General features: G+C 64.8%; 19 protein-coding genes, 1 other RNA gene and 1 pseudogene. 15 read left to right on the top strand and 6 right to left on the bottom strand.

All coding sequences use genetic code 11. The annotated features are described in order from the left end of the window. The first annotated feature begins 294 nt into the window (after window positions 1-294). The 9 genes from VC212_RS10340 to VC212_RS10300 all read left to right on the top strand — a co-directional run bounded on the left by VC212_RS10340 (window position 295) and on the right by VC212_RS10300 (window position 9388). On the top strand, window positions 295-2613 hold the full coding sequence (locus VC212_RS10340) for a TonB-dependent siderophore receptor (RefSeq protein ID WP_323515249.1): 2319 nt from the start codon (window positions 295-297) through the stop codon (window positions 2611-2613). 48 nt (window positions 2614-2661) lie between these two features. Next, window positions 2662-3348 (top strand): Fe2+-dependent dioxygenase, encoded by a 687-nt coding sequence (locus VC212_RS10335; protein WP_323515251.1) that lies wholly within the window; start codon window positions 2662-2664, stop codon window positions 3346-3348. Further along, window positions 3341-4099: a tetratricopeptide repeat protein gene (locus tag VC212_RS10330; RefSeq protein ID WP_228323179.1), complete on the top strand. Its 759-nt coding sequence runs from the start codon at window positions 3341-3343 to the stop codon at window positions 4097-4099. The genes VC212_RS10335 and VC212_RS10330 overlap by 8 nt, the downstream gene beginning before the upstream one ends. 6 nt (window positions 4100-4105) lie before the next feature. Then, complete coding sequence (locus tag VC212_RS10325) at window positions 4106-4744, top strand: PepSY-associated TM helix domain-containing protein (RefSeq protein ID WP_323515252.1); 639 nt, start codon at window positions 4106-4108, stop codon at window positions 4742-4744. Window positions 4745-4765: 21 nt separating this feature from the next. Next, a complete protein-coding gene (locus VC212_RS10320) occupies window positions 4766-5281 on the top strand; it encodes a DUF2271 domain-containing protein (protein WP_323515254.1) in 516 nt (171 codons plus the stop codon). 169 nt (window positions 5282-5450) lie between these two features. Further along, entirely contained in the window at window positions 5451-6254 is an 804-nt protein-coding gene (locus VC212_RS10315; protein ID WP_055849621.1) for a DUF4198 domain-containing protein, read from the top strand. 232 nt (window positions 6255-6486) lie between these two features. After that, entirely contained in the window at window positions 6487-7461 is a 975-nt protein-coding gene (locus tag VC212_RS10310; RefSeq protein ID WP_323515255.1) for an FAD:protein FMN transferase, read from the top strand. Next, on the top strand, window positions 7458-9074 hold the full coding sequence (locus tag VC212_RS10305) for a flavodoxin domain-containing protein (protein WP_323515256.1): 1617 nt from the start codon (window positions 7458-7460) through the stop codon (window positions 9072-9074). The genes VC212_RS10310 and VC212_RS10305 overlap by 4 nt, the downstream gene beginning before the upstream one ends. A 240-nt stretch (window positions 9075-9314) precedes the next feature. Further along, window positions 9315-9388, top strand: a non-coding RNA gene (locus tag VC212_RS10300) — sX9 sRNA. Window positions 9389-9560: 172 nt separating this feature from the next. Here VC212_RS10300 and VC212_RS10295 read toward each other — a convergent pair. Together VC212_RS10295 and VC212_RS10290 are read right to left on the bottom strand one after the other, a co-directional pair. Then, window positions 9561-10265, bottom strand: a complete 705-nt coding sequence (locus VC212_RS10295) for a HutD family protein (protein WP_323515258.1) — start codon at window positions 10263-10265, stop codon at window positions 9561-9563. Window positions 10266-10817: 552 nt separating this feature from the next. Further along, on the bottom strand, window positions 10818-11192 hold the full coding sequence (locus VC212_RS10290; protein WP_005993268.1) for a helix-hairpin-helix domain-containing protein: 375 nt from the start codon (window positions 11190-11192) through the stop codon (window positions 10818-10820). A 157-nt stretch (window positions 11193-11349) separates the two neighbouring features. On the opposite strand from VC212_RS10290, the gene VC212_RS10285 reads away from it, so the two are divergent. The 4 genes from VC212_RS10285 (at window position 11350) to murU (ending at window position 15218) form a co-directional block, all read left to right on the top strand. Then, on the top strand, window positions 11350-12843 hold the full coding sequence (locus VC212_RS10285) for a M20 family metallopeptidase (RefSeq protein ID WP_323515259.1): 1494 nt from the start codon (window positions 11350-11352) through the stop codon (window positions 12841-12843). Window positions 12844-13170: 327 nt separating this feature from the next. Further along, window positions 13171-13443, top strand: coding sequence for a GlsB/YeaQ/YmgE family stress response membrane protein (locus VC212_RS10280; RefSeq protein WP_005993264.1), 273 nt, complete (start codon window positions 13171-13173; stop codon window positions 13441-13443). Between the two features lie 51 nt (window positions 13444-13494). After that, window positions 13495-14511, top strand: a complete 1017-nt coding sequence (locus VC212_RS10275) for a phosphotransferase (protein ID WP_323515260.1) — start codon at window positions 13495-13497, stop codon at window positions 14509-14511. Next, window positions 14508-15218: an N-acetylmuramate alpha-1-phosphate uridylyltransferase MurU gene (murU, locus tag VC212_RS10270; RefSeq protein ID WP_323515261.1), complete on the top strand. Its 711-nt coding sequence runs from the start codon at window positions 14508-14510 to the stop codon at window positions 15216-15218. The genes VC212_RS10275 and murU overlap by 4 nt, the downstream gene beginning before the upstream one ends. A 351-nt stretch (window positions 15219-15569) precedes the next feature. On the opposite strand, the pseudogene VC212_RS10265 reads toward murU, so the two are convergent. The 4 genes and pseudogenes from VC212_RS10265 to VC212_RS10250 all read right to left on the bottom strand — a co-directional run. After that, window positions 15570-15792: pseudogene (locus VC212_RS10265) on the bottom strand (hypothetical protein); the annotation flags it as partial. Window positions 15793-15910: 118 nt separating this feature from the next. Next, window positions 15911-16612 (bottom strand): DnaA regulatory inactivator Hda, encoded by a 702-nt coding sequence (gene hda / locus VC212_RS10260; protein ID WP_115513501.1) that lies wholly within the window; start codon window positions 16610-16612, stop codon window positions 15911-15913. Next, window positions 16609-17778 (bottom strand): AI-2E family transporter, encoded by a 1170-nt coding sequence (locus VC212_RS10255; RefSeq protein ID WP_115554272.1) that lies wholly within the window; start codon window positions 17776-17778, stop codon window positions 16609-16611. The genes hda and VC212_RS10255 overlap by 4 nt, the downstream gene beginning before the upstream one ends. Then, window positions 17775-18887 carry a DUF2066 domain-containing protein gene (locus VC212_RS10250; RefSeq protein WP_161964711.1) on the bottom strand — a complete coding sequence of 371 codons (1113 nt, stop codon included), beginning with the start codon at window positions 18885-18887 and terminating at the stop codon, window positions 17775-17777. The genes VC212_RS10255 and VC212_RS10250 overlap by 4 nt, the downstream gene beginning before the upstream one ends. A 22-nt stretch (window positions 18888-18909) precedes the next feature. On the opposite strand from VC212_RS10250, the gene purM reads away from it, so the two are divergent. Continuing rightward, a complete protein-coding gene (gene purM / locus VC212_RS10245) occupies window positions 18910-20043 on the top strand; it encodes a phosphoribosylformylglycinamidine cyclo-ligase (protein WP_323515262.1) in 1134 nt (377 codons plus the stop codon). Window positions 20044-20058: 15 nt separating this feature from the next. Continuing rightward, entirely contained in the window at window positions 20059-20517 is a 459-nt protein-coding gene (locus VC212_RS10240) for a hypothetical protein (protein WP_323515264.1), read from the top strand. The last annotated feature ends 16 nt before the right edge of the window (window positions 20518-20533 follow it).

The following is a 20533-nucleotide window of genomic DNA, read 5'->3' as shown; positions in this document are numbered from 1 at the left end:
CGTGTTTGCCGACGTACGCCTCCGGTCGGCAAAGATTGCAAAGAAGAATGATTTGCATTTAAGATCGCAGCCCTTCAGGTCTTCTTAACATCTGACCTGCCCTGCGATCCCATGCGCCCTGCACTGTCCGACACCTTCGATCCGCGTTTTGCTCGCCTGCGCTTTCCAGCGCGGCGCGACGGCGCGTGCGGTGGACGCCAGCCGGGCGCCACGGGCTAGCGACGCACGCACACCCTTCCGCATCCGCCGAGCCATCGCCAGGCCGGAGCACCGCTTTCCTTTTCGAGACGTCTCATGACTCCCAGGATTTCCCCGCTCACTTCGGCCGTGCTGTTGACCCTGTCCGCTCCTGCGTTCGCCCAGCCTGGCGATGCGCCGGCGCCTCCGGGTGCGGTGGATCTGGATGCCATCCGGGTGCAGCAGGAACGTGCGCAAAAGCCGTCCTCGCCCAAGTACACCGAAGCGCTGCGCGACACCCCGCAGACCATCACGGTTGTCACCAAGCAGACCATGGACCAGCAGAATCTGCTGTCGCTGCGCGATGTGCTGAGCACGCTGCCCGGCATCACCTTTGGCGCAGGCGAAGGCGGCGGCGGATATGGCGACAGCATCAACCTGCGCGGCTTCACCGCCAGCAGCGACATCACCACCGATGGCGTGCGCGACAGCGCGCAGTACAGCCGCAGCGACACCTTCAACCTCGAGTCCGTGGAGCTGATCAACGGCGCCAACTCGGCGATGTCCGGTGCCGGTTCGGTCGGCGGCAACATCAACCTGGTGACCAAGACCGCCGGGCAAGGCGACTTCACCAACGTGCTGATCGGCGGCGGCAGCGACCGCTATGGCCGCCTCACCGTCGACAGCAACTACGACTTCGAAAACGGCACCGCCGTGCGCCTGAACGCCATGGGTCACACCCAGGATGTGCCGGGCCGCGATGAAGAATTCCGCCATCGCTGGGGCTTTGCGCCGTCGATCGCCTTCGGCCTGGGCTCGGATACGCGCTTCACGCTGAGCTATCTGCACCAGCACGACAACAACCTGCCGCAGTACGGCGTGCCGTTCGCGCTCAGCCCGTTCAACGATGGCCCGCTGCCGGGCGTGGACCGCGAAACCTATTACGGCTATCGCAATGTGTCGCGTCAGGAGATCGACGTGGACATGCTGACCGGCGTGCTGGAAATGGACTTCGACGACAACGTCAAGCTGCGCAGCCTGGCGCGTCTGCAGCGCGTAGATCAAACCACCTCGGCCACCGCGCCGGAAGGCACCTGGTGCCTGCCCAACAACACCAACGCCTACACCGGTCGCGCCTGTGTCGGCCAGCCGCCGTCCACCTGGAACCCCAACAGCGGCCCGCGCGGGCTGGTGCGCGACACCGAAAACTTCATCGCGCATAGCCAGACCGACCTGACCGCCACCCTGCACACCGGCGCCATCGAGCACCGCGTGGTCGCCGGCGTGGCCTTCAGCAAGGAAGACTTCGAACTCGACAGCGGCAGCATCTTTCGCAATGCCGACGGCTCCACCACCGGCATCACCTACCCGCTGCAGACCTTCGACAACCCGTACAACATCTGGACCGGCCCGCAGAATTATTTCCGCACCGGCCGCAGCAAGGGCAGCCTGACCAATCAGGCGGTGTACCTGTTCGACACGCTGCAGTTCAACGAGCAATGGATGCTCAACCTGGGCGGCCGTTACGAACACAACGAAGGCGACACCACCACCTACACCGTCAATGCCACCGGCGGCGTCACTGGCGTGACCCCGGGCTTCCCGGCGGGCAGCAAGGACGATTTGTTCTCCTACCGCGCCGGTCTGGTATTCAAGCCGGTCGACAACGCCAGCCTGTATCTGTCCTACGCCAACAGCAAGACCCCGTCCAAGGCGTCGGTCAACGGCTCGTGCACGCCGATCGCCACCGCCACCGCCGGCGCCAACTGCAATGTTGAGCCGGAAAGTGCGGTCAACATCGAGCTGGGCGGCAAGTGGGACGTGTTGAACGAGCGCCTGGCGCTGACCGCTGCGGTCTTCCGCAACGAGCGCGAAAACTACAAGGTCAACAGCGGCGACCCGCTGATTCCCGAGCAGGTGCTCGACGGCAAGGCGCGCGTGGACGGCATCGCACTGGGCGCGGCCGGCTACTTGACCGAGCGCTGGTCGGTCTTCGCCAACTACACTTTCCTGGACAGCGAAGTGCTGCAGAGCGTGTCCAACCGTACCGCCAGCCTCACCGGCGACCCGATTGCCGGGCGCGAATTGGTGCAGACCCCGCGTAATGCCGGCAATCTGTGGACCACTTACGCCCTCAACCAGTGGACCTTCGGCTACGGCGTCAATTACCAGGGCAGCTTTTACCCGAACAACACCTCGACCGCGGTCTACCGCAAGACTGACGCGTACTGGGTGCACCGTGCGATGGTCGGCCTGCGCGTCAACGACTGGCTCAGCCTGCAGTTGAACGTCAACAACCTGTTCGACAAGGAGTACTACACCAGCATCCGCAACAACCTCACCGTCAACGCCGCGGGTACCGTCACCGCCGGCAGTGGTTGGGCGTTGCCGGGCGATGGCCGCTCGGCGGTGTTGAACGCTACCTTTAGTTTCTAACCTTCCGGCACGCCGCCCGCACCCTGCGGACGGCGTGGAGAGCGCCGCATGCTGCTGCCCATTCCCGATGCCTTGACGCCCATGCAGCTCAGCGAGTTGCGCGCGCGGCTGGATGCGGCCGACTGGGCAGACGGCCGCATTACCGCTGGCCATCAATCGGCGCAGGCCAAGGACAACGCGCAGTTGCCCGAGGACAGCGCGGTGGCGCGCGAGGCCAGCGCACTGGTGCTGGAGGCGCTCTCCCGCAGCAGCACGTTCTTCTCGGCGGTGTTGCCGCGTCGGATCTATCCGCCGTTGTTCAATCGCTACAGCGGCGGGCAGTCGTTCGGGTATCACGTCGACAACGCGGTGCGTTACGACCGCAGTCGCGGCGGTGCCGAGCCGATCCGCACCGATGTCTCTTGCACGCTGTTCCTCAGCGACCCGGACAGTTACGACGGTGGCGAGCTGGTGATCGAAGATACCTTCGGCACGCAGTCGGTGAAGCTACCGGCCGGGCACCTGGTGATCTACCCCGGCACCAGCCTGCATAAAGTAATGCCGGTAACGCGCGGCACGCGTGTCGCCTCGTTCTTCTGGATCCAAAGCATGCTGCGCGACGATGCGCAGCGCCGCCTGTTGTTCGAACTGGATGTGTCGATCCGTCGTTTGACGCAGGACACGCCCGGGCATCCGTCGTTGATCCAGCTCACCGGCGTGTATCACAACCTGCTGCGGCAGTGGGCCGATGTCTGAGCCTGCGATTGACCCAGCCCTGCTGATGGCGCTGCTGCAGACCCAGCCTGCCCAGGCAGTCGCGTTGCTGCGCAAGGCCGCCGCCGGTCAGGATGTGACTGCACAACTGCTGCTCGCACAGCTGTATGCCGAAGGCCGCGGCATTGCCGCCGATCCGGCCATGGCGATGCTGTGGTACGAAGTGGCCGCCAATGCCGGGCATCCGGAAGCGATGAATCAACTGGGCCGCTGCCACGAACTGGGCTTTGGCACCGCCATCAACGAGGTGCTGGCTGCGTTGTGGTATCGCCGCGCCGCCGAGCACGGCCTGGAATGGGGCATGTACAACCTGGCGCATCTCTACGCCTCCGGGCGCGGCGTGGCGCAGGACCAGGCACACGCCTTGACGCTGTATCGCACCGCGGCCGAACGTGGTCACGCCAAGTCGATGAATTTTGTGGCGCGCTATCTCGACCAGGGCCTGGCCTGCGTGGCGGATCCGCTTGCTGCACGCGAGTGGTATCGCCGCGCCGCAGAGGCGGGTGATTTTCGCGGCCAGGCCAGCTATGCAACGTTGCTTGCCGATGAAGGCGCGCTCGATCAGGCCGAACACTGGATGCGACGCGCCATCGGCGGCGGGCACGCCGGGTTCCTGCGTCAGCTCACGCCCGTGCTGGCCAACGCACCGCAGCCACGCCTGCGCGCCTTGCTCAGCGATGTGGCCGCGCGGCAATCGCAACTGCAGCCGCCCGTTCCCGCAGACGTGGCATAAATCGGCATGCCCGCTTCCAACGACACCATCGCCACTGCACAGCAACGCCGCGGCTTCTGGCTGCGCATGCTGCATCAATGGCATTGGATCAGTTCGGCGCTGTGTCTGATCGGCATGCTGCTGTTTACGGTTACCGGGCTCACCCTCAATCACGCCGCGCGCATCGAAGCCAGCCCGTCCACCGAGCAACGCACACTCACCCTGCCGCCAGCGCTGTTGAAGACCTTGGGCACGCGCCAGGACGGCGATGCACCGCTGCCGCCGCGCGTGGCGCACTGGCTTGGTCGCGAACTGGAGATCAGCGTCGGCAACCGCAACGCGGAGTGGTCGCCCGACGAGCTGTATGTCGCCCTGCCCCGCCCCGGTGGCGACGCCTGGCTGAGTCTGGACCGCAGCACCGGCGCGATCGAATACGAACGCACCACGCGTGGCTGGATCGCCTATCTCAACGATCTGCACAAAGGCCGCAACGCCGGGCCGGCCTGGGGCTGGTTCATCGACGTGTTCGCCATCGCCTGCCTGGTGTTCTGCATCACCGGCCTGTTCCTGCTGCACCTGCATGCGCGTCAGCGCAGCATGACCTGGCCGCTGGTCGGCCTGGGCCTGCTGATTCCGCTGCTGCTTGCCTTGCTGTTGATCCACTGACCTTACTCACCGGAGACGATCATGCGCGCCACCCTGACCATCGCTCTGAGCGGCCTGCTCGCCATGCCGGCGTATGCGGCCACGCTCGACATCAGCGTCGAAATCCCCAAGCTCAATGTCGCCGAATACCACCGCCCGTACGTGGCGATCTGGCTGGAAGGCGCAGACCAGAAGGTCGCCGCCAATCTGGCGGTCTGGTACCAATCCAAGGACACCGCCGAAGGCCACGGTACCAAGTGGCTGCCGGATCTGCGCCAGTGGTGGCGCAAGAGCGGCCGCACGCTGGAGGTGCCGGTCGATGGCGTGACCGGCCCCACCCGGCCTGCCGGCGCGCATGCGCTGTCGTTCACCGACACCAAGGGCGCGCTGAAGTCGCTGCCGGCCGGCCAGTACACCCTGGTGGTGGAAGCTGCGCGCGAAGTCGGTGGCCGCGAGTTGGTCAAGGTGCCTTTCACCTGGCCGGCCACCTCGGCGCAGTCTGCCAAGGCCAGCGGCAGCAGCGAACTCGGCGCGGTGAGCCTGACCGCCAAGCCCTGATGCAGATGGGCGCGGATGCGGTGCCGCCGTGCATGCATCCGTGCCCATGACGCGCGCGCTACGTGGCGCAGACGCGTATCGACTTTCGTTCCCCACGCATCCACGCAGCGCCGCAGTGCGCTGATCAGACACGTGACCCACCCGCCTTATCGCTCTTCAAGGAGTTGTCATGAAACGTTCGCATGTCCTGATCGCCCTGCTGGCCGCACTTCCCGTCAGCGCGTTCGCCCACAAGGCCTGGCTGCTGCCATCGCAAACCGTCCTGGCCGGCGAAGCGCCGTGGATCACCGTCGATGCGGCGGTGTCCAACGACCTGTTCTACTTCAATCACGTGCCGCTGCGCCTGGATAACCTGAGCATCACCGCGCCCGATGGCAGCGCGCTCAAGCCGGAAAATCCGGCCACCGGCAAGTACCGCAGCGTGTTCGATCTGCAGCTCACCCAGCCCGGCACCTACAAGCTCAGCATCGTCAATGCCGGCCTGTTCGCCAGCTGGAAGGAAGACGGCAAGCCCAAGCGCTGGCGCGGCAACGAGGCAAGCTTTGCCACCGAAGTGCCGAAAGACGCGAAGGAGCTGCAGGTGTCGCAATCGCTCAACCGCGTGGAAACCTTCGTGACCCGCGGCGCGCCGACTACCACCGCGTTCAAGCCCAGCGGCAAGGGCATCGAGCTGGTGCCGGTGACCCACCCCAACGACCTGGTCGCCGGTGAAGCGGCGCAGTTCACCCTGCAGCTCGATGGCAAGCCGGCAGCAGGGCTGGAGATCGAGATCGTGCGTGGCGGCACGCGCTATCGCGATGCGCAGAACGAGATCAAGCTCAAGACCGACGCCAAGGGCGGCTTCAGCGTGACCTGGCCGGAAGCGGGCATGTACTGGCTGGAAACCACCAGCGAAGACAGCAAGACTTCGCTGCCGCAGGCCAAACAACGGCGCCTGGGCTACGTGGTAACGCTGGAAGTGTTGCCGCAGTAATCGCCGCATGTCCGCCACTGCATTGACTGGATAGCCAATGCAGTGGCGCTAGTGCAGTGGCGCTGCTGAGGCGGCAGATGCTATCGGCGTGTGCGGTCTGCCGAGCGCGCAGCGCACGCGGTATCAACACGCGCATCCTCGGTTGTTTCAAACATCACACCGCGTGATGCAAACCACACGCTCGCGCGTCACCATGGCTGCCTCAGGCAGCACCTGCTCGACCGGTCCACGCATGCACCCAGTTTCTTCCGCAGATGACGCCGTTGCCTCCCTGGGCGGCCGCAGCATGGGCACCACCTGGAGCGTCAAGCTGGTGGCGCCGCGTGCGCGCGACCTGCATCCCCTGCATGCGCGTATCCAGGCAGCGCTCGATCGCGTGGTCGCGCAAATGAGCACCTGGGAAGCGGACTCGGATATCAGCCGCTACAACCGTGCCGCGGCCGGTCAGTGGCAGACATTGCCCGATGACTTTTTCACCGTGCTGCGCACCGCGCTGCAGATCGCGCAGGCCAGCGACGGCGCGTTCGACCCCACGGTCGGGCCGATGGTCGAACTGTGGGGCTTTGGCGCCTCCGGCAGCCGACGCCGTGTGCCCTCGCCCGAGCAGATCGCGCTGGCCAGCCTGCGCTGTGGCTGGCAACGCCTGGCTCTGGATGGCCAGCGGGTGCTGCAACCCGGCGCCGTCGCACTGGATCTATCCGGCATCGCAAAAGGCTTCGGGGTGGACTGCGTGCAGCACGCATTGCGACAGGCCGACATCGCCAGCGCCTTGATCGACGTTGGCGGCGAATTGTTCGGCTATGGATGCAAACCCGATGGCAGCGCGTGGCGTGTGCTGGTCGAATCCGCACCCGACGAAGACGCCGGCGCCACATTGCCGGCACGTGTGCTCACGCTGGATGGCCTGGCAGTCGCCACATCGGGCGATCGCTGGCACCGCTTCGATGCCGACGGCATGCGCTACGCGCACACCTTCGATCCACGCACTGGAGCACCGATTCCGCATGCGCCTGCCGCCGTCACCGTGCTCGCGCGCGATGCCATGCAGGCCGATGCCTGGGCCACCGCGATGACCGTGCTCGGGACCGATGCAGGGCTTGCCTATGCCGCCAAGACCGATCTGGCAGTGCGCTTTCTGACGCGACACGATGGCAGCTTGCATGAAGCGATGAGCCCGGCGTTCGAGCAACATCTGGCGGCGTCATGAGCGCCGCAAGCCCACGCGTGTGGATGGGTAACGGAGCGCTGTTGTTCGCCCTGGCGACGCTTATCGGATGGCTTGCCAGCCTGCATGACGGTGCCTGGTGGAGCGCACCGACACCACATCGCTTGCAATGGGCAGGCGTCGGAATGGCCGCGTACGCCGTGCTATGCGCGGCGGTCTTGCTGCGCCGCCGGGCACGTGCCAACACGTTGCACGGCGACAGCAGCGGCATGCTGATCGTGTGGGCAAGCCAGACCGGATTCGCACGCGAACTGGCCGAGCGCAGCGCTGCTGCCTTGCAAGCGGCAGGGATCGGTGCCTACGCACTCCCGCTGGAGGCGGTGGTTGCCGAGCAGCTCGCGCGCGTGCCGCGTTTGCTATGCATCGTCAGCACCACCGGCGAAGGCGATGCACCGGATCACGCACAGGCTGCGGAGCGTCACTGGCTCGCCGACAGCGGACAGGATCTGGCCGCCGTGCAGTACGCGGTGCTGGCACTCGGCGATCGTCGGTACACGCAATTCTGCGCGTTCGGCCGCCATCTCGATGACCATCTGCACGCGCGCGGCGGCACCCGCCTGTTCGAGCGCATCGAGGTCGACAATGCCGACCCGCGCGCATTGCAGCAATGGCAGCAACGTCTGTCGGCATTGGCACCTGCACTTGCCGAGCAACCCGACTGGAGCGTGCCGACCTACACGGCCTGGCAGATGCGCGAGCGCGTCCACGTCAATCCAGGCAGTGCCGGCGCACCGATCCATCGACTCCGCCTCACGCCCATCGATGGCCCGCTGCCGGCATGGCGTGCTGGCGACATCGCCGAGATCGCGCCGCAGAACGCACCGGAGCGTGTCGACGCTTGGTTGCAGCGTCATCGACGCGATGGCTCGGACATCATCGACGGTCGTACGCTGCGCGACTGGCTTGGCCGCTCGCACCTGCCCACCGATGCAGAGATAGACGTCTTGGCGTCAGCGGATGCGACCGCCTTGGCGCATAGCCTGATCACGCTGCCGCATCGCGAATACTCGCTCGCATCGATCAGCGAAGAAGGCCACGCCGAACTGCTGATCCGCGAACACCGGCATGCCGACGGACATCTTGGGATCGGCAGCGGCTGGCTGTGCGTGCATGCTCACGTCGGCACGCAGATTGCCTTGCGCCTGCGCAGCAATCCGGGGTTCCACCCGCCCGCAGCCGCGCAGCCCATGCTGCTGATCGGCAATGGCACCGGCATCGCCGGCTTGCGCGCCCATCTCCGCGCGCGCATCGCAGCCGGTGCGCGCGACAACTGGCTGATCTTTGGCGAACGCAATGCCGCGCACGACGCGCTGTATGCCGACGAACTGCAGCAGTGGCAACAAGAGGGCTGGATCGCGCATCTTGACCTGGTGTACTCGCGAGACAACAACCTGTCGGTACGTTACGTACAACATGCATTGGCCGCTGCCAGCGATCGCCTGCGGCAGTGGATCGACCGCGACGCCTGCATCTATTTCTGCGGCAGCCTGCGCGGTATGGCACCCGAAGTGGACCGTACCCTCGACACGCTGCTGAGCACCGAGGTCAGGCAAGAACTACTCCGCAGCGGCCGCTACCGTCGCGACGTGTATTGAACAGCAAGCGCGCAAGCTGACGATCGCAGCTTGGCAGCGGGGAGCGCTGCCATCACGTGGCGATCGTGGGCAGGCAGACATGGCATCCAAATCCTGTATGCAGCAACGCTCGTTTGCCGGCAACCGTGCTCTGCATCGACACGCTTCGGCACGTTGCTGCAGTTCTGCGAGTTCGCTAAGAGCAGCTTACAAAACGACTGTGCAGCTGCCAGACGGCCGCAGCCGTTGCTCGGCATGGGTGTGTGCCACTCACACTCCAGTCCCTGCGCGCCGTTCACACCCACCAGACGAGTGTTCGCTACTTGTTGTCAGCCTCTTTCTTGTTGCCAGCCTCTTTAGTCCTCGACGCAGACAGTGCACGTGACACGTATCAATCCGCATTGCTAACTACCGGGTTCACTGGCTGCGCTTTGACTTTTACTTGCACTTGCACTTGCATCTCGGCCGTTCAATGCGAGCAAGAACACTCTCAACTGCCCGGACCTGCTAATCGGAGGCGCTAGCAAGCGGACTCACCCGGATCGCCAGCAGCTCGCCGCCGCCATCGAGCACGTAACGGGTTCGCGTCGATGCACTCAGCCATGCGGTGTCGCCCGCAGCCAGGGGCGGTAGCCCACTGTCGCGCCCAAAGCTGGCCTGGCCCGCCAACAGGTGGATGACCCAGGCGCTGCCCGGATCCGCAAAAAACAGCATGGTGCCGACCAAGGGGCGATGCAGCAGTTCGGTGTGCAGCAGATCGCGGCGCCACATCAGATTGAAGTCCTGCGTCGGCCCATCGAGCAAGCTCGCGCCGACCGTCTCCTCACCAGCGAATCGGACGCGCTGATAGGGCGGCAGCAATTCGACGACACGAGCGACGCCAGCGACGCGTGCGCCAGCATTACCGTCATCAGTAGGTGTCCCTGTGATCAGGCCATCAGCACGCGCAGCACCATCGCCGGAATCAAGTTCACCGTCGCCAAAGTGCAGGAGCATGCCGTTTCCATGCAGCAGCACCAATTCGCGGTCGATCCCCGGGAATGCGGAAAACGCGGCGTCCTGTTCGATCTCGGCAATCGACAGCCGCAATGCCCAGGCCTCGGATTCCCCGAGCCGCAGGATCTCGCGTGTCCAACCCAATTGATTGCGCCACCGCTCGCGGCGGTACTCGGTGGCCGGAATCACCCGGCTGCTCAGGTCTGTCAGCTGCATCGACGCATTGTGCCCGAAGCCCGCCGCCCAAGCCCTGCTGCAACCGTGCGGTATCCGCAGACGCACGCAAACCAGGCATCTCGAGCCGCCCTCGCGTTTCGAGCCCCCGGCACATCGAGCACTTAGAGAATAACGGTCTGCATCGACCTCGCTGCATCACGCGACGCTCAACGGGATGTCGGGATGTCGGGATGTCGGGATGTCGGGATGTCGGGATCTCAGGATCTCAGGATCTCAGGATCTCAGGATCTCAGGATCTCAGGATCTCAGGATCTCAGGACATTGCGATGTCCGCGCGTCAATGCGTCAACTTGCCGAAGCATATGGGTGCGGGCCGCTGTCAGCGCCAAGGCAGGCGTTGCCCATCAGGAACAGCGCTGCGATGAGATCGAATCAACGCGTCCTGAAACGAAAAACGCCCGGCTGCACATCCAAGTGCAACACCGGGCGATTCCACGTCCTTGTCGGCTTCCAGCCATCCCCCGGACATCCTGTCCAGTTAGGTTGCGGCCACGCATCCTCGCGTCGAACCGTATCTCGGATCCCTTCCCATTAACGCCGTCCCACCGGTTTCACCGCCGCCCCCTTGGCAGCCTTCTTGGCGGGAGCCATCGTGGCTCCTACTTCGATCAGGTCACGATTCCGTTCGACCGTCTTGAGTCCGATGCCCTTGACCAGTGCCAGTTCCTCGGCACTTTTGAAGGGACCGTTTGCCTGACGGTGCTCAACGATTGCCTCGGCTTTTGATCGCCCGACATTCGTCAGCACCTTGTCCAATTCCTCAGCAGACGCGGTGTTGATATCGACCTTCTCAAGCGCGTACGCATTCGAGGACAACAACAACGCCAGTAGCAGGGACTTCAGGACTACGGTAAATGACTTCATTGCAACGCTCCTTGTGGCTTGGGTGATGGTCCTAGCCAGCATTCCTGCCGGCGGAGCCAGTGTCCCGCGCCACATGCAGCAATCCTATCGCCAACGAACTTTTCACACAGCAGGTGAACTGCGCGCCGCCTTGTAGGGAAATACCTACCCCTGGCCCCGGGCGTAGAATGTGTCATTACGTCACGCATTCGGAGCCTTCATGGACAGCGCCAAGATCGACCAATTCATCAGCGAAACCTGGGACCGCGAAATCGTCCCGCAGCTGGTCGATTACATCCGTATCCCCAACAAATCGCCGATGTTCGACGCCGATTGGGTGGCCCACGGCTATATGGAGCAGGCTGTCACGTTGATGGAAACCTGGGCGCGCGCCCAAGCCATCGATGGCATGCAGGTCGAGGTGGTGCGCCTGGACGGCCGCACGCCGCTGATCTTCATCGAGATCCCGGCCACCGGCACGGAGTCCGGCGACGACACCGTGTTGTTGTACGGCCATCTGGACAAGCAGCCGGAGATGACCGGTTGGGATGCCGACCTGGGCCCCTGGGAGCCGGTGCTGCGCGACGATAAGTTGTATGGCCGGGGCGGCGCCGACGACGGTTACGCGATCTTCGGTTCGCTGGCGGCGATTCTGGCGCTGCGCACCCAGGGCCTGTCGCATGCGCGGTGCGTGGTGCTGATCGAAGCCTGCGAAGAGTCCGGCAGCTACGATCTGCCCGCTTACGTGGACCATCTGGCCGAGCGTATCGGCAAGCCCTCGCTGGTGGTATGCCTGGATTCGGGCTGTGGCAATTACGAGCAGTTGTGGTGCACCACTTCGCTGCGCGGCCTGACCGGTGGCAACCTGAGCGTGAAGGTGCTGGAAGAAGGCGTGCATTCCGGCGATGCGTCCGGCGTGGTGCCGTCCAGCTTCCGGCTGCTGCGGCAGTTGCTGTCGCGCATCGAAGACGAAACCTCGGGCCGCATCCTGCTGGAGGGGTTGCATGTGGAGGTGCCGGCCGAGCGCCTAACTCAGGCCAAGGCTGCAGCGGCGACGCTGGATACCGCCATCTTCGATAAATTCCCGATGGTCGATGGCCTGGTGCCGATGCATGACGACCTCACCGAGCTGGTCTTGAACCGGACCTGGCGCCCGGCGCTGTCGATCACCGGCGTGGATGGCATGCCGCCGCTGGCCTCGGCCGGCAATGTGTTGCGTCCGCAGACCGCGGTGAAGCTGTCGCTGCGTCTGCCGCCAACCGCCGACGGCAAAGCCTGTGGCGAACTGCTCAAGCAGGCGTTACTGCGCGACCCGCCCAATGGCGCGCAGGTCACGCTGGAGCTGGAAAAGGCATCGTCCGGTTGGAACGCCCCGGCCATGGCGCCGTGGCTGGAGAAGGCCATCGACGATGCCAGCCAGGCCTTCTTCGACAAGCCGGCGATGTACATGGGCGAAGGCGGCTCGATCCCGTTCATGGGCATGCTGGGCGAGAAGTTCCCCGGCGCGCAGTTCATGATCACCGGCGTGCTGGGGCCGCATTCCAATGCGCATGGCCCGAACGAGTTTTTGCACATCCCGATGGGCAAGCGTGTCACCGCCTGCGTGTCGAAGGTGATCGCCGAGCATCACGCGGCCTGCCTGCGCGGCGAAACCAGCGGCTCGCCGGTGGCGGCCGATAGCGGTACCCGTCATGGTGGACACGGTTGCTGTTGAGTCGACGAGAAACGACTGCGGGTTGAGGGCGTGTCCTGACGTGAAACATTGCGTTGCATTTGGCGCGAAGGACGCGGCATCGGCAACCTGGTCAGCGTCCTCTCACCCCGCCCCTCTCCCGCAGGGACGGGGGGCTGGGTGTTCGATCATGCGATTGAAGGCGGCGGCTGTCTGGACAGTCACTCCATGACAGGGTTTCTGTGGCAATGCCCAACGCAACGATTTGCTGAAGCCACCCCCATCAGCACCACTCTCGCTGTACGCGCAGCGCGAGTCGCCGACATCCGAAATGCTAGTCTGCCGATCCTATTCGCCTTCGGTGCTGCAATGAACACTTTGTTTGGTAGCGACAGCTGGCTCTACATTCTGCTGGTGGGATTTGTGGTCGGGCTGCTGGCGCGTTTCATCACGCCCGGCACGCAGCGCCTGGGTTGCCTGCTGACCATCGTGCTGGGCATCGCCGGGGCGGTGGTAGCCAGCTGGTTTGGCCGCTACATGGGCTGGTACCACGCAGGCGAGCCTGCCGGTTTCCTCGGCGCGTTGCTCGGTGCCATCGCCATCCTTGCACTGCTGCGCTTGTTCAGCGGCAGCAAACGCTGACCGCTGCATTGCACGCTTCGTCCTCACTTCACTACGCAACCACGACACATGATGGAATCGCCTTCTGACCCTGCGCGCGACGCGCTGCGCCTGCAATGGGCGCGACACGCACTGGATGACCCATCTGCGGTATTGCAACGTGCGTCGGTCGACGCCGGCTTTCGCAGTTACTGGCGCACGCAGGGACGCGGCACCGATCGTATCCTGATGGATGCGCCGCCGCAGCTTGAAAACGTGGCGCCGTGGTTGCGCATGCACGCCTTACTGGGCGCGCATGGAGTGCGCCTGCCGCAGGTGCTGGCACAGGACCTGGAGATCGGCTTCCTGCTGCTGGAAGATCTGGGCGTACCGACGCTGGCGCAGGTCCTGACCGACGCCAATGCCGACACCCTGCTGGATGGCGCCATCGCGCAATTGCTGTTGCTGCAACAGATTCCGCCACCTGCCGACAGCGGGGTGTTCGGTGAGGCGCTGCTGCAACGCGATGCCGGCTTGTTCGAGGAATGGTTTCTGGGTCGCCATCTTGGCGTGCAGCTGGACTGCGGCCAGGCCGAGCGGTTGCAACTGGTGCAACGGCGCTTGATGGACAACGCGCTAGCGCAGCCACGCGTGTTCACCCATCGCGACTTTATGCCGCGCAATCTGATGCCGGTGCCCGATGGCCCGGCAGTATTGGACTTTCAGGATTGTGTAATCGGGCCGATCGCCTACGACCCGATCAGCCTGTTCAAAGACACCTCGGTGAGTTGGCCGATCGCACGCGTCGACGGCTGGCTGGCGCGTTATCACGCACGTGCGCAGGCCGCCGGATTGCCGGTGCCGCCACTGCAGCAGTTTCTGCGCGATGCGGACTGGATGGGCGTGCAGCGGCACCTTAAAAACCTGGGCATTTTTTCACGCCTGAGCCATCGCGATGGCAAGCATTGGTATCTGGACAACGTGCCGCGCTTCATCGCCTATCTGGACGAAGTACTGCCGCGCTACGCCGAGCTGGCGCCGCTGATCGCGCTGCTGGACGAGGTGATCAAACCCGCATTGGCAACACGCGCACTGCAGGCGGACGCATGAAGGCGCTGATCTTTGCAGCAGGCTTTGGCGAGCGGATGCGGCCGTTGACCGAGCACACGCCCAAACCCTTGCTGTCTGTCGGCGGCACGCCGTTGATCGTCTGGCATTTGCGCAAACTGGCGGCGTTGGGCGTGGACGAGGTAGTGATCAATACCTCGTGGCTGGCCGAGCACTTTCCGCAAACACTGGGAGACGGCGGTGCGTTCGGGCTGCGTCTGACGTATTCCTATGAAGGCGCAACGCCGCTGGAAACCGGCGGCGGCATGTTGCACGCACTGCCGCTATTGGGCGATGCACCGTTCCTGCTGGTCAATGGCGATATCTGGACCGATTTCGACTTTGCCCGGCTGTCGCATGCACCGGAAGGACTGGCGCAACTGGTGTTGGTGGATCGCCCCGCTTATGCAGAGCGCGCTGATTTTGCGCTGGATGCGGAGGGCAAGGTGCACGCAGATCTGCCCGCAACGCTTACCTATTCCGGCATCGGCATGTATCGACCGTCGCTGCTGCACGATTGGCAATCGGTGATTGGTCAGTTGCCAGAGCAGACCGGCGCGGCGCCGCGGTTTGCGTTGGCGCCGATCCTGCGCGCGCAGATGGCGGCAGGCCTGATCGACGGCATCCACCATGCCGGGCGCTGGACCGATGTCGGCACGCCGCAGCGTCTGGCAGAGCTGGATGCACAGTTACTGCGCAACGACGGCTGACCGCAACTCGTTGCTGCAACGCTCGTCATCAAGCGCATCAACAGAAACCTTCGAGCGCTGGCTCGCTGGTTGCAACGTGTTTGCCACATGCGCCTTCGCCGACGGGTGAGGCGATGTCCGGACTGGCAATGACATCGCTCGGACGGAATGAGCTGATCAGGCCACACGTTAGCGGCCGCCCGCACCGCGTGCACCGCTCGCAACCACGCACCGACCACCTCGGCTGGCCCTTTCCCACCCACCGTTGCCGGACCTTACGCGGCATGGATGCCGCGTAAGGTCTTAGATGGACGTACTTGCAGCATGTCCCGCGATGGTGGGCGGGCAAGACTCCAGCAGCAAACTCGCAGTGTCGAGCGCGCGGTGCCCTCGCCGCTCGCGGGACACGCCGTGAACCCGTCCCTGGGGGCTCGTTGGCGGCATCCATGCCGCCAACGGTCCCGCAAGCGGCGAGGACACCGCACCAGACAGTTGGCTGCTTTTTTGAAGAACGAGGACACCGCGCTAGAGCGTTGCTGGTTGCTTGCTGAAAACTCGACGCACTGACTGCCTCGGCTAGTCCTTGCCCGCCCACCCTCGCGAGAACTTATGAGGCTTGGATGCCGCGTAAGAACTTAGATGGGCGTACTTGCAGCGTGTCCCGCGATGGTTGGCAGGCAAGCGCCCTGCAAGACAGCCGCAAACCCACTGCCTTACGCCCCGCGATCCTCAAGCACGCGACGCAGAAATGGCACCGTGATGCGGCGTTTGGCTGCCAACGACTCGCGATCCAGCCGATCCAGCAAGGCTACCAAGGTGGCAAGTTCGCGTTCGCTGTGCGTCAGCAGCCAGTCGATCGCCGCGTCGTCCAGCCCCAGCCCACGCCGCTGCGCACGGTCGCGCAGCACTGCGGCGCGCGCCGCGTCGTCGGGCACCGGCAATCCGATCCGGATGCATTGCGACAGCCGCGAACGCAGATCCGGCAGCACCAGCGCCAAGCCATCGGGCATCTGCCGTGCGGTGTAGAGCAGGCTGATGCCGGCAGCGCGCGCACGATTGTGGAAATCGAACAGCGCCACCTCGTCGTCGCGTTGCCCGGCAATGCTGTCCACGCCGTCCAGTGCAACCAGGCTGCGCCCCTCCAATGCTTCGAGCGCATCGCGCAGGCGGCCGGCTGCTGCGTGCAGCGGCAGATACGCGGTTGCGCGCCCGGCCTGCTCGGCTGCTGCGCACACCGCCAGCGCCAGATGCGTCTTGCCGGTGCCGGCGGGACCGGCAAGATAGAGCCAATCGCTCACCTGCCCGGCCGCCAGGGCCTGCAACTGCGCAAGCAGGCCCTCGGGCGCGGCAATGTAACTATCGAAACGCTGATCGGATGGCGCGCGCAACGCCAATGGCAACTGCGGCACGCTCACGACCGATCTGCGTCCTTGGTCGGGTCGATGATGACGCTGCGCTCGGCCGTGGTGGACTGCAGCACGATACCGGCACGCTCGCCGGCGTACAGGTCGCTGCGCGTGTACTGCTCATGCGCATACCGCAGCAGCACGTTGGCCACCGCTGCCACCGGCAATGCCAGCAGCATGCCGAGGAAGCCGAACAACTGGCCGCCCGCCATCACCGCAAAGATCACCGCCACCGGATGCAGGCCGATCTTGTCGCCGACGATGCGCGGAGTGAGCAAATAACTTTCCAGCAGCTGCCCGACCGTGAACACCACGCCCACGCCGATCAGCAGTTTCAGATCCAGCCCCTGTGCCTGCACGATGGCCGCCAGCAGCGCCAGCACGATGCCGGTGGTTGCCCCCAGGTACGGAATGAAGCTGATGAAGCCGGCAATGATGCCGATCAACAATCCCAGGTTGAGCCCGATGATGGACAGCCCGGTAGCGTAGATCGCGCCCAGCGCCAGCATCACCAGGAACTGACCGCGGATGAAGCCGCCCAGCACGTCGTTGGATTCCAGCGCCAGCCGGCTCACGGTGCCGATGTAGGCGCGCGGGATGACCGCCGCCACACGCTCGACCAGCCGATCCCAGTCGCGCAGAAAGTAGAACGCCAGGATCGGCAGCAACGCCAGGTTGATCACCCAGGTCACCATCGCAAAGCCCGAGCGCGATACGTAACCGAAGAAGGTCTTGGCGGCACCGCCGGCCTGCTCCCAGTGGCTGCGGATCCAGTCGATCAAACGCTCCGGATCCAGCCAGCCCATCAGCTCCACGCCGGTCTTGGCTTCCAGCCACGGAATGGCCGTACTGATTGCCCAGGTGCGCATCTGCGGCAAGGCATCGATCAGCGTCATGATCTGGCGTTCGATCATCGGCACCAGAATCATCAGCGCCAGCACGAACAGCAGCAGCGCCAAGACGAATACCAACGCCACCGCCATGTTGCGCGAACGGCCGGCACGTTCGATGCGGTCCACCAATGGGTCGCCCAGCCAGGCCAGCAGCAATGCCAGCACGAACGGCGTCAGAATCGGGGACAGCAGCGAGACCACCCACAGCACGCCGACAATGACCGCCACCCATTTGAGGCGACGCAGGAATAAAGCGATTTCGGCTTCGGGAGTTAACGTCATTTGAGGCGGTACTCGGCGTGCTCGTTTTCGAGAATGATCGGGCCTTCAGTCGGTACCGAGACCGACACAAGGGGGCTGTTGTCGCCGAGCATACGGTTGAGCCCAGAAATACCCGTGAGCAGTTCCAGATCTACTTCCATGCGATCGCCGTTGGCGCTGACCGGGCGAATGCTGCGTACCACCGACACGCTCTGCAGTGCGGCGGCGACCCGCAGGTAATCGTCGGCGCTGTGGATGCCGGTGATCACCGCGCGGTACACGCCCGGCACCCCCGAATCCACGCGCTTGGCGTAGCGCTTGACCAAGGCATCGGCGGCGCCATCGGCACCGGCTGCCATTGCGCGGCGCGCATCGCCGTCGCTGCTGCTCCAGCTGGACAACACGTTGCCGTTGTCCACGAACACCCAGTCGGCGGTCCAGCCGGCCGCATTGCGGTAGAGCTTGCCAATCAGCTGCATCGGCGGGCTGTATTTGGCCGACGCGCGCGACACCGCGGCGGTGTCCTTGCGCCAGATCGCACCGGCAAGCGCCTGCTCGGCGGCCGCTCCGCCCGGCAGGCCAAGCCGGTAGCCGCGCTCGATCGCACGGTCGAGCACGCTGCGTGCGGCATTGGCCTGGGAAACGCCCACCAGGCGCGGGCCGCTGCCGTCATCGATGGCCAGCCACAGCACCGGCTTGGGACGTGGCAGCGGCCACACCGGCAGACCGAGCGCGGCGATCAAGCTATCCACGTCGGACTGGCGAAAACGCGCGACCAGGGTGGTGCGGAAGGTCGGCGCACCCGTGCGCGAGGTGCCCTGATCCTGGCGGTAGTCGTAGTGTTCGACGTAGTTAGGCGCATTGCGCAGCGCCTGCGGGACGCCGGGGCGGCTCATCACCGAGCGATCGCCGGAGACCTTGCCGAGCACGGCGCCCAGCGCGCGCGCCAGGGCACCGGGGCGATCGGATTCGCCCTGGCTGTTGACCGGCACTTCGGCGTCGTAGGCACTTTGCGCCTTGGCGACGTCGCCTTCGGTGCGCAGATCGGCCTGCGCAAAGGCCGGAACCACAGGCATGGCGACCACGAGGGCAAGAAAGAAAGCGAGACTGCGGCGCATCGACGGTTCCATGGTGTAAGCGTATCCGGGTGAATTGTTGCCCGAATGGGGCGCTAGCGCCAACGTGGCTGTTAAAATCGCCGCCTTTACTGCCGAGCCACCCACGCCCGTGACCAGCCCAACGCCTTCCACTCCCTCGCCCATGACCTACCGCGACGCGGGTGTCGACATCGATGCCGGCAATGCCCTGGTCGAACGCATCAAGCCACTGGTCAAGCGCAGCTTCCGGCCGGAGGTGATGGGTGGCCTGGGCGGCTTTGGCGCGCTGTTCGACCTGTCGGGCAAGTACAAGGAACCAGTGCTGGTCTCCGGCACCGACGGCGTGGGCACCAAACTCAAGCTGGCGCAGCAACTGGGCCGCCACGACACCATCGGCATCGACCTGGTCGGCATGTGCGTCAACGACGTGCTGGTGCAGGGCGCCGAGCCGCTGTTCTTCCTGGACTACTTCGCCACCGGCAAGCTCGACGTGGACACCGCCGCAGCGGTGGTCGGTGGCATCGCGCGCGGCTGCGAGCTATCAGGTTGCGCCTTGATCGGTGGCGAAACCGCCGAAATGCCCGACATGTACCCGCCCGGCGAATACGACCTGGCCGGCTTCACCGTGGGTGCGGTGGAAAAGTCGCAGCTGTTGGACGGCGCGCAGGTGCGCGAGGGCGATGTGCTGATCGGCATCGCGTCCTCCGGCCCGCATTCCAACGGGTATTCGCTGATCCGCAAGATCTACGAACGTGCCGGCGCGCCGGCAGAGCATGTACTGGACGACGGCACCAAACTGATCGACGCACTGATGGCGCCGACCGCGCTGTACGTCAAGCCGGTGCTGGCGTTGCTCAAGTCGCACGGCGAAACGATCCATGCCATGGCCCACATCACCGGTGGCGGGCTCACCGAAAACATCATCCGCGTGATTCCCGACGGCCTGGGCCTGGATATCGATGCCACCGCCTGGACCTTGCCGCCGGTGTTCGCCTGGCTGCAGCGCGAAGGCGCGGTGGCCGATGCCGAAATGTGGCGCACCTTCAACTGCGGCATCGGCTTTGTGCTGATCGCCTCGCCCGAGCAGGCCGCCAAGCTGGAACAGGGGCTGGACGCGCAATCGCTGGCGCATTGGCGCATTGGCCACGTGGTCGCTGCGCACGGCGACGAACGCGTGCGGATTGGCTGAGCCAAGGAGACCTGCATGGACGCTTTCACACCTGCACTGCCGACGCCGGCCAGCGCCGATGACCTGCAGCACCTCAAGCTGCTGTCGATCTTTCATTACTTGCTGGCCGGCATCACCGGGCTGTTTTCGCTGTTTCCGCTGATCCATCTGTTCATGGGGCTGGCCATCGTCACCGGGCACTTGCCGATGAACGGCAACAACGGCGAAACGGCACCGGACGAGATGCGGATGTTCGGCTGGATCTTCGTGGTGTTTGCGGCCGCGATCATCATCTGCGGCCTGACCCTGGCCGGCTTCATGGCCTATGCCGGCCGTTGTATCGCCCAGCGCCGGCGGCATCTGCTGTGTCTGGTCGTGGCCGGCATTTCGTGCTCCTTCATGCCGTTCGGCACCGTGCTTGGCGTCTTTACGCTGGTCACCTTGTTGCGCCCTCAGGTCAAGGCACTGTTCGGCCCTGCCGCAACCGCCGCCTGAGAGCCACGTGATCACC

Origin of the sequence: Xanthomonas sp. WHRI 8932A (genome assembly GCF_035012785.1) — a bacterium.
In the GTDB taxonomy this organism is placed as follows: domain Bacteria; phylum Pseudomonadota; class Gammaproteobacteria; order Xanthomonadales; family Xanthomonadaceae; genus Xanthomonas.
Note: the sequence above shows the minus strand (reverse complement) of the source record. Positions and strands in the feature narration are given on the sequence as shown.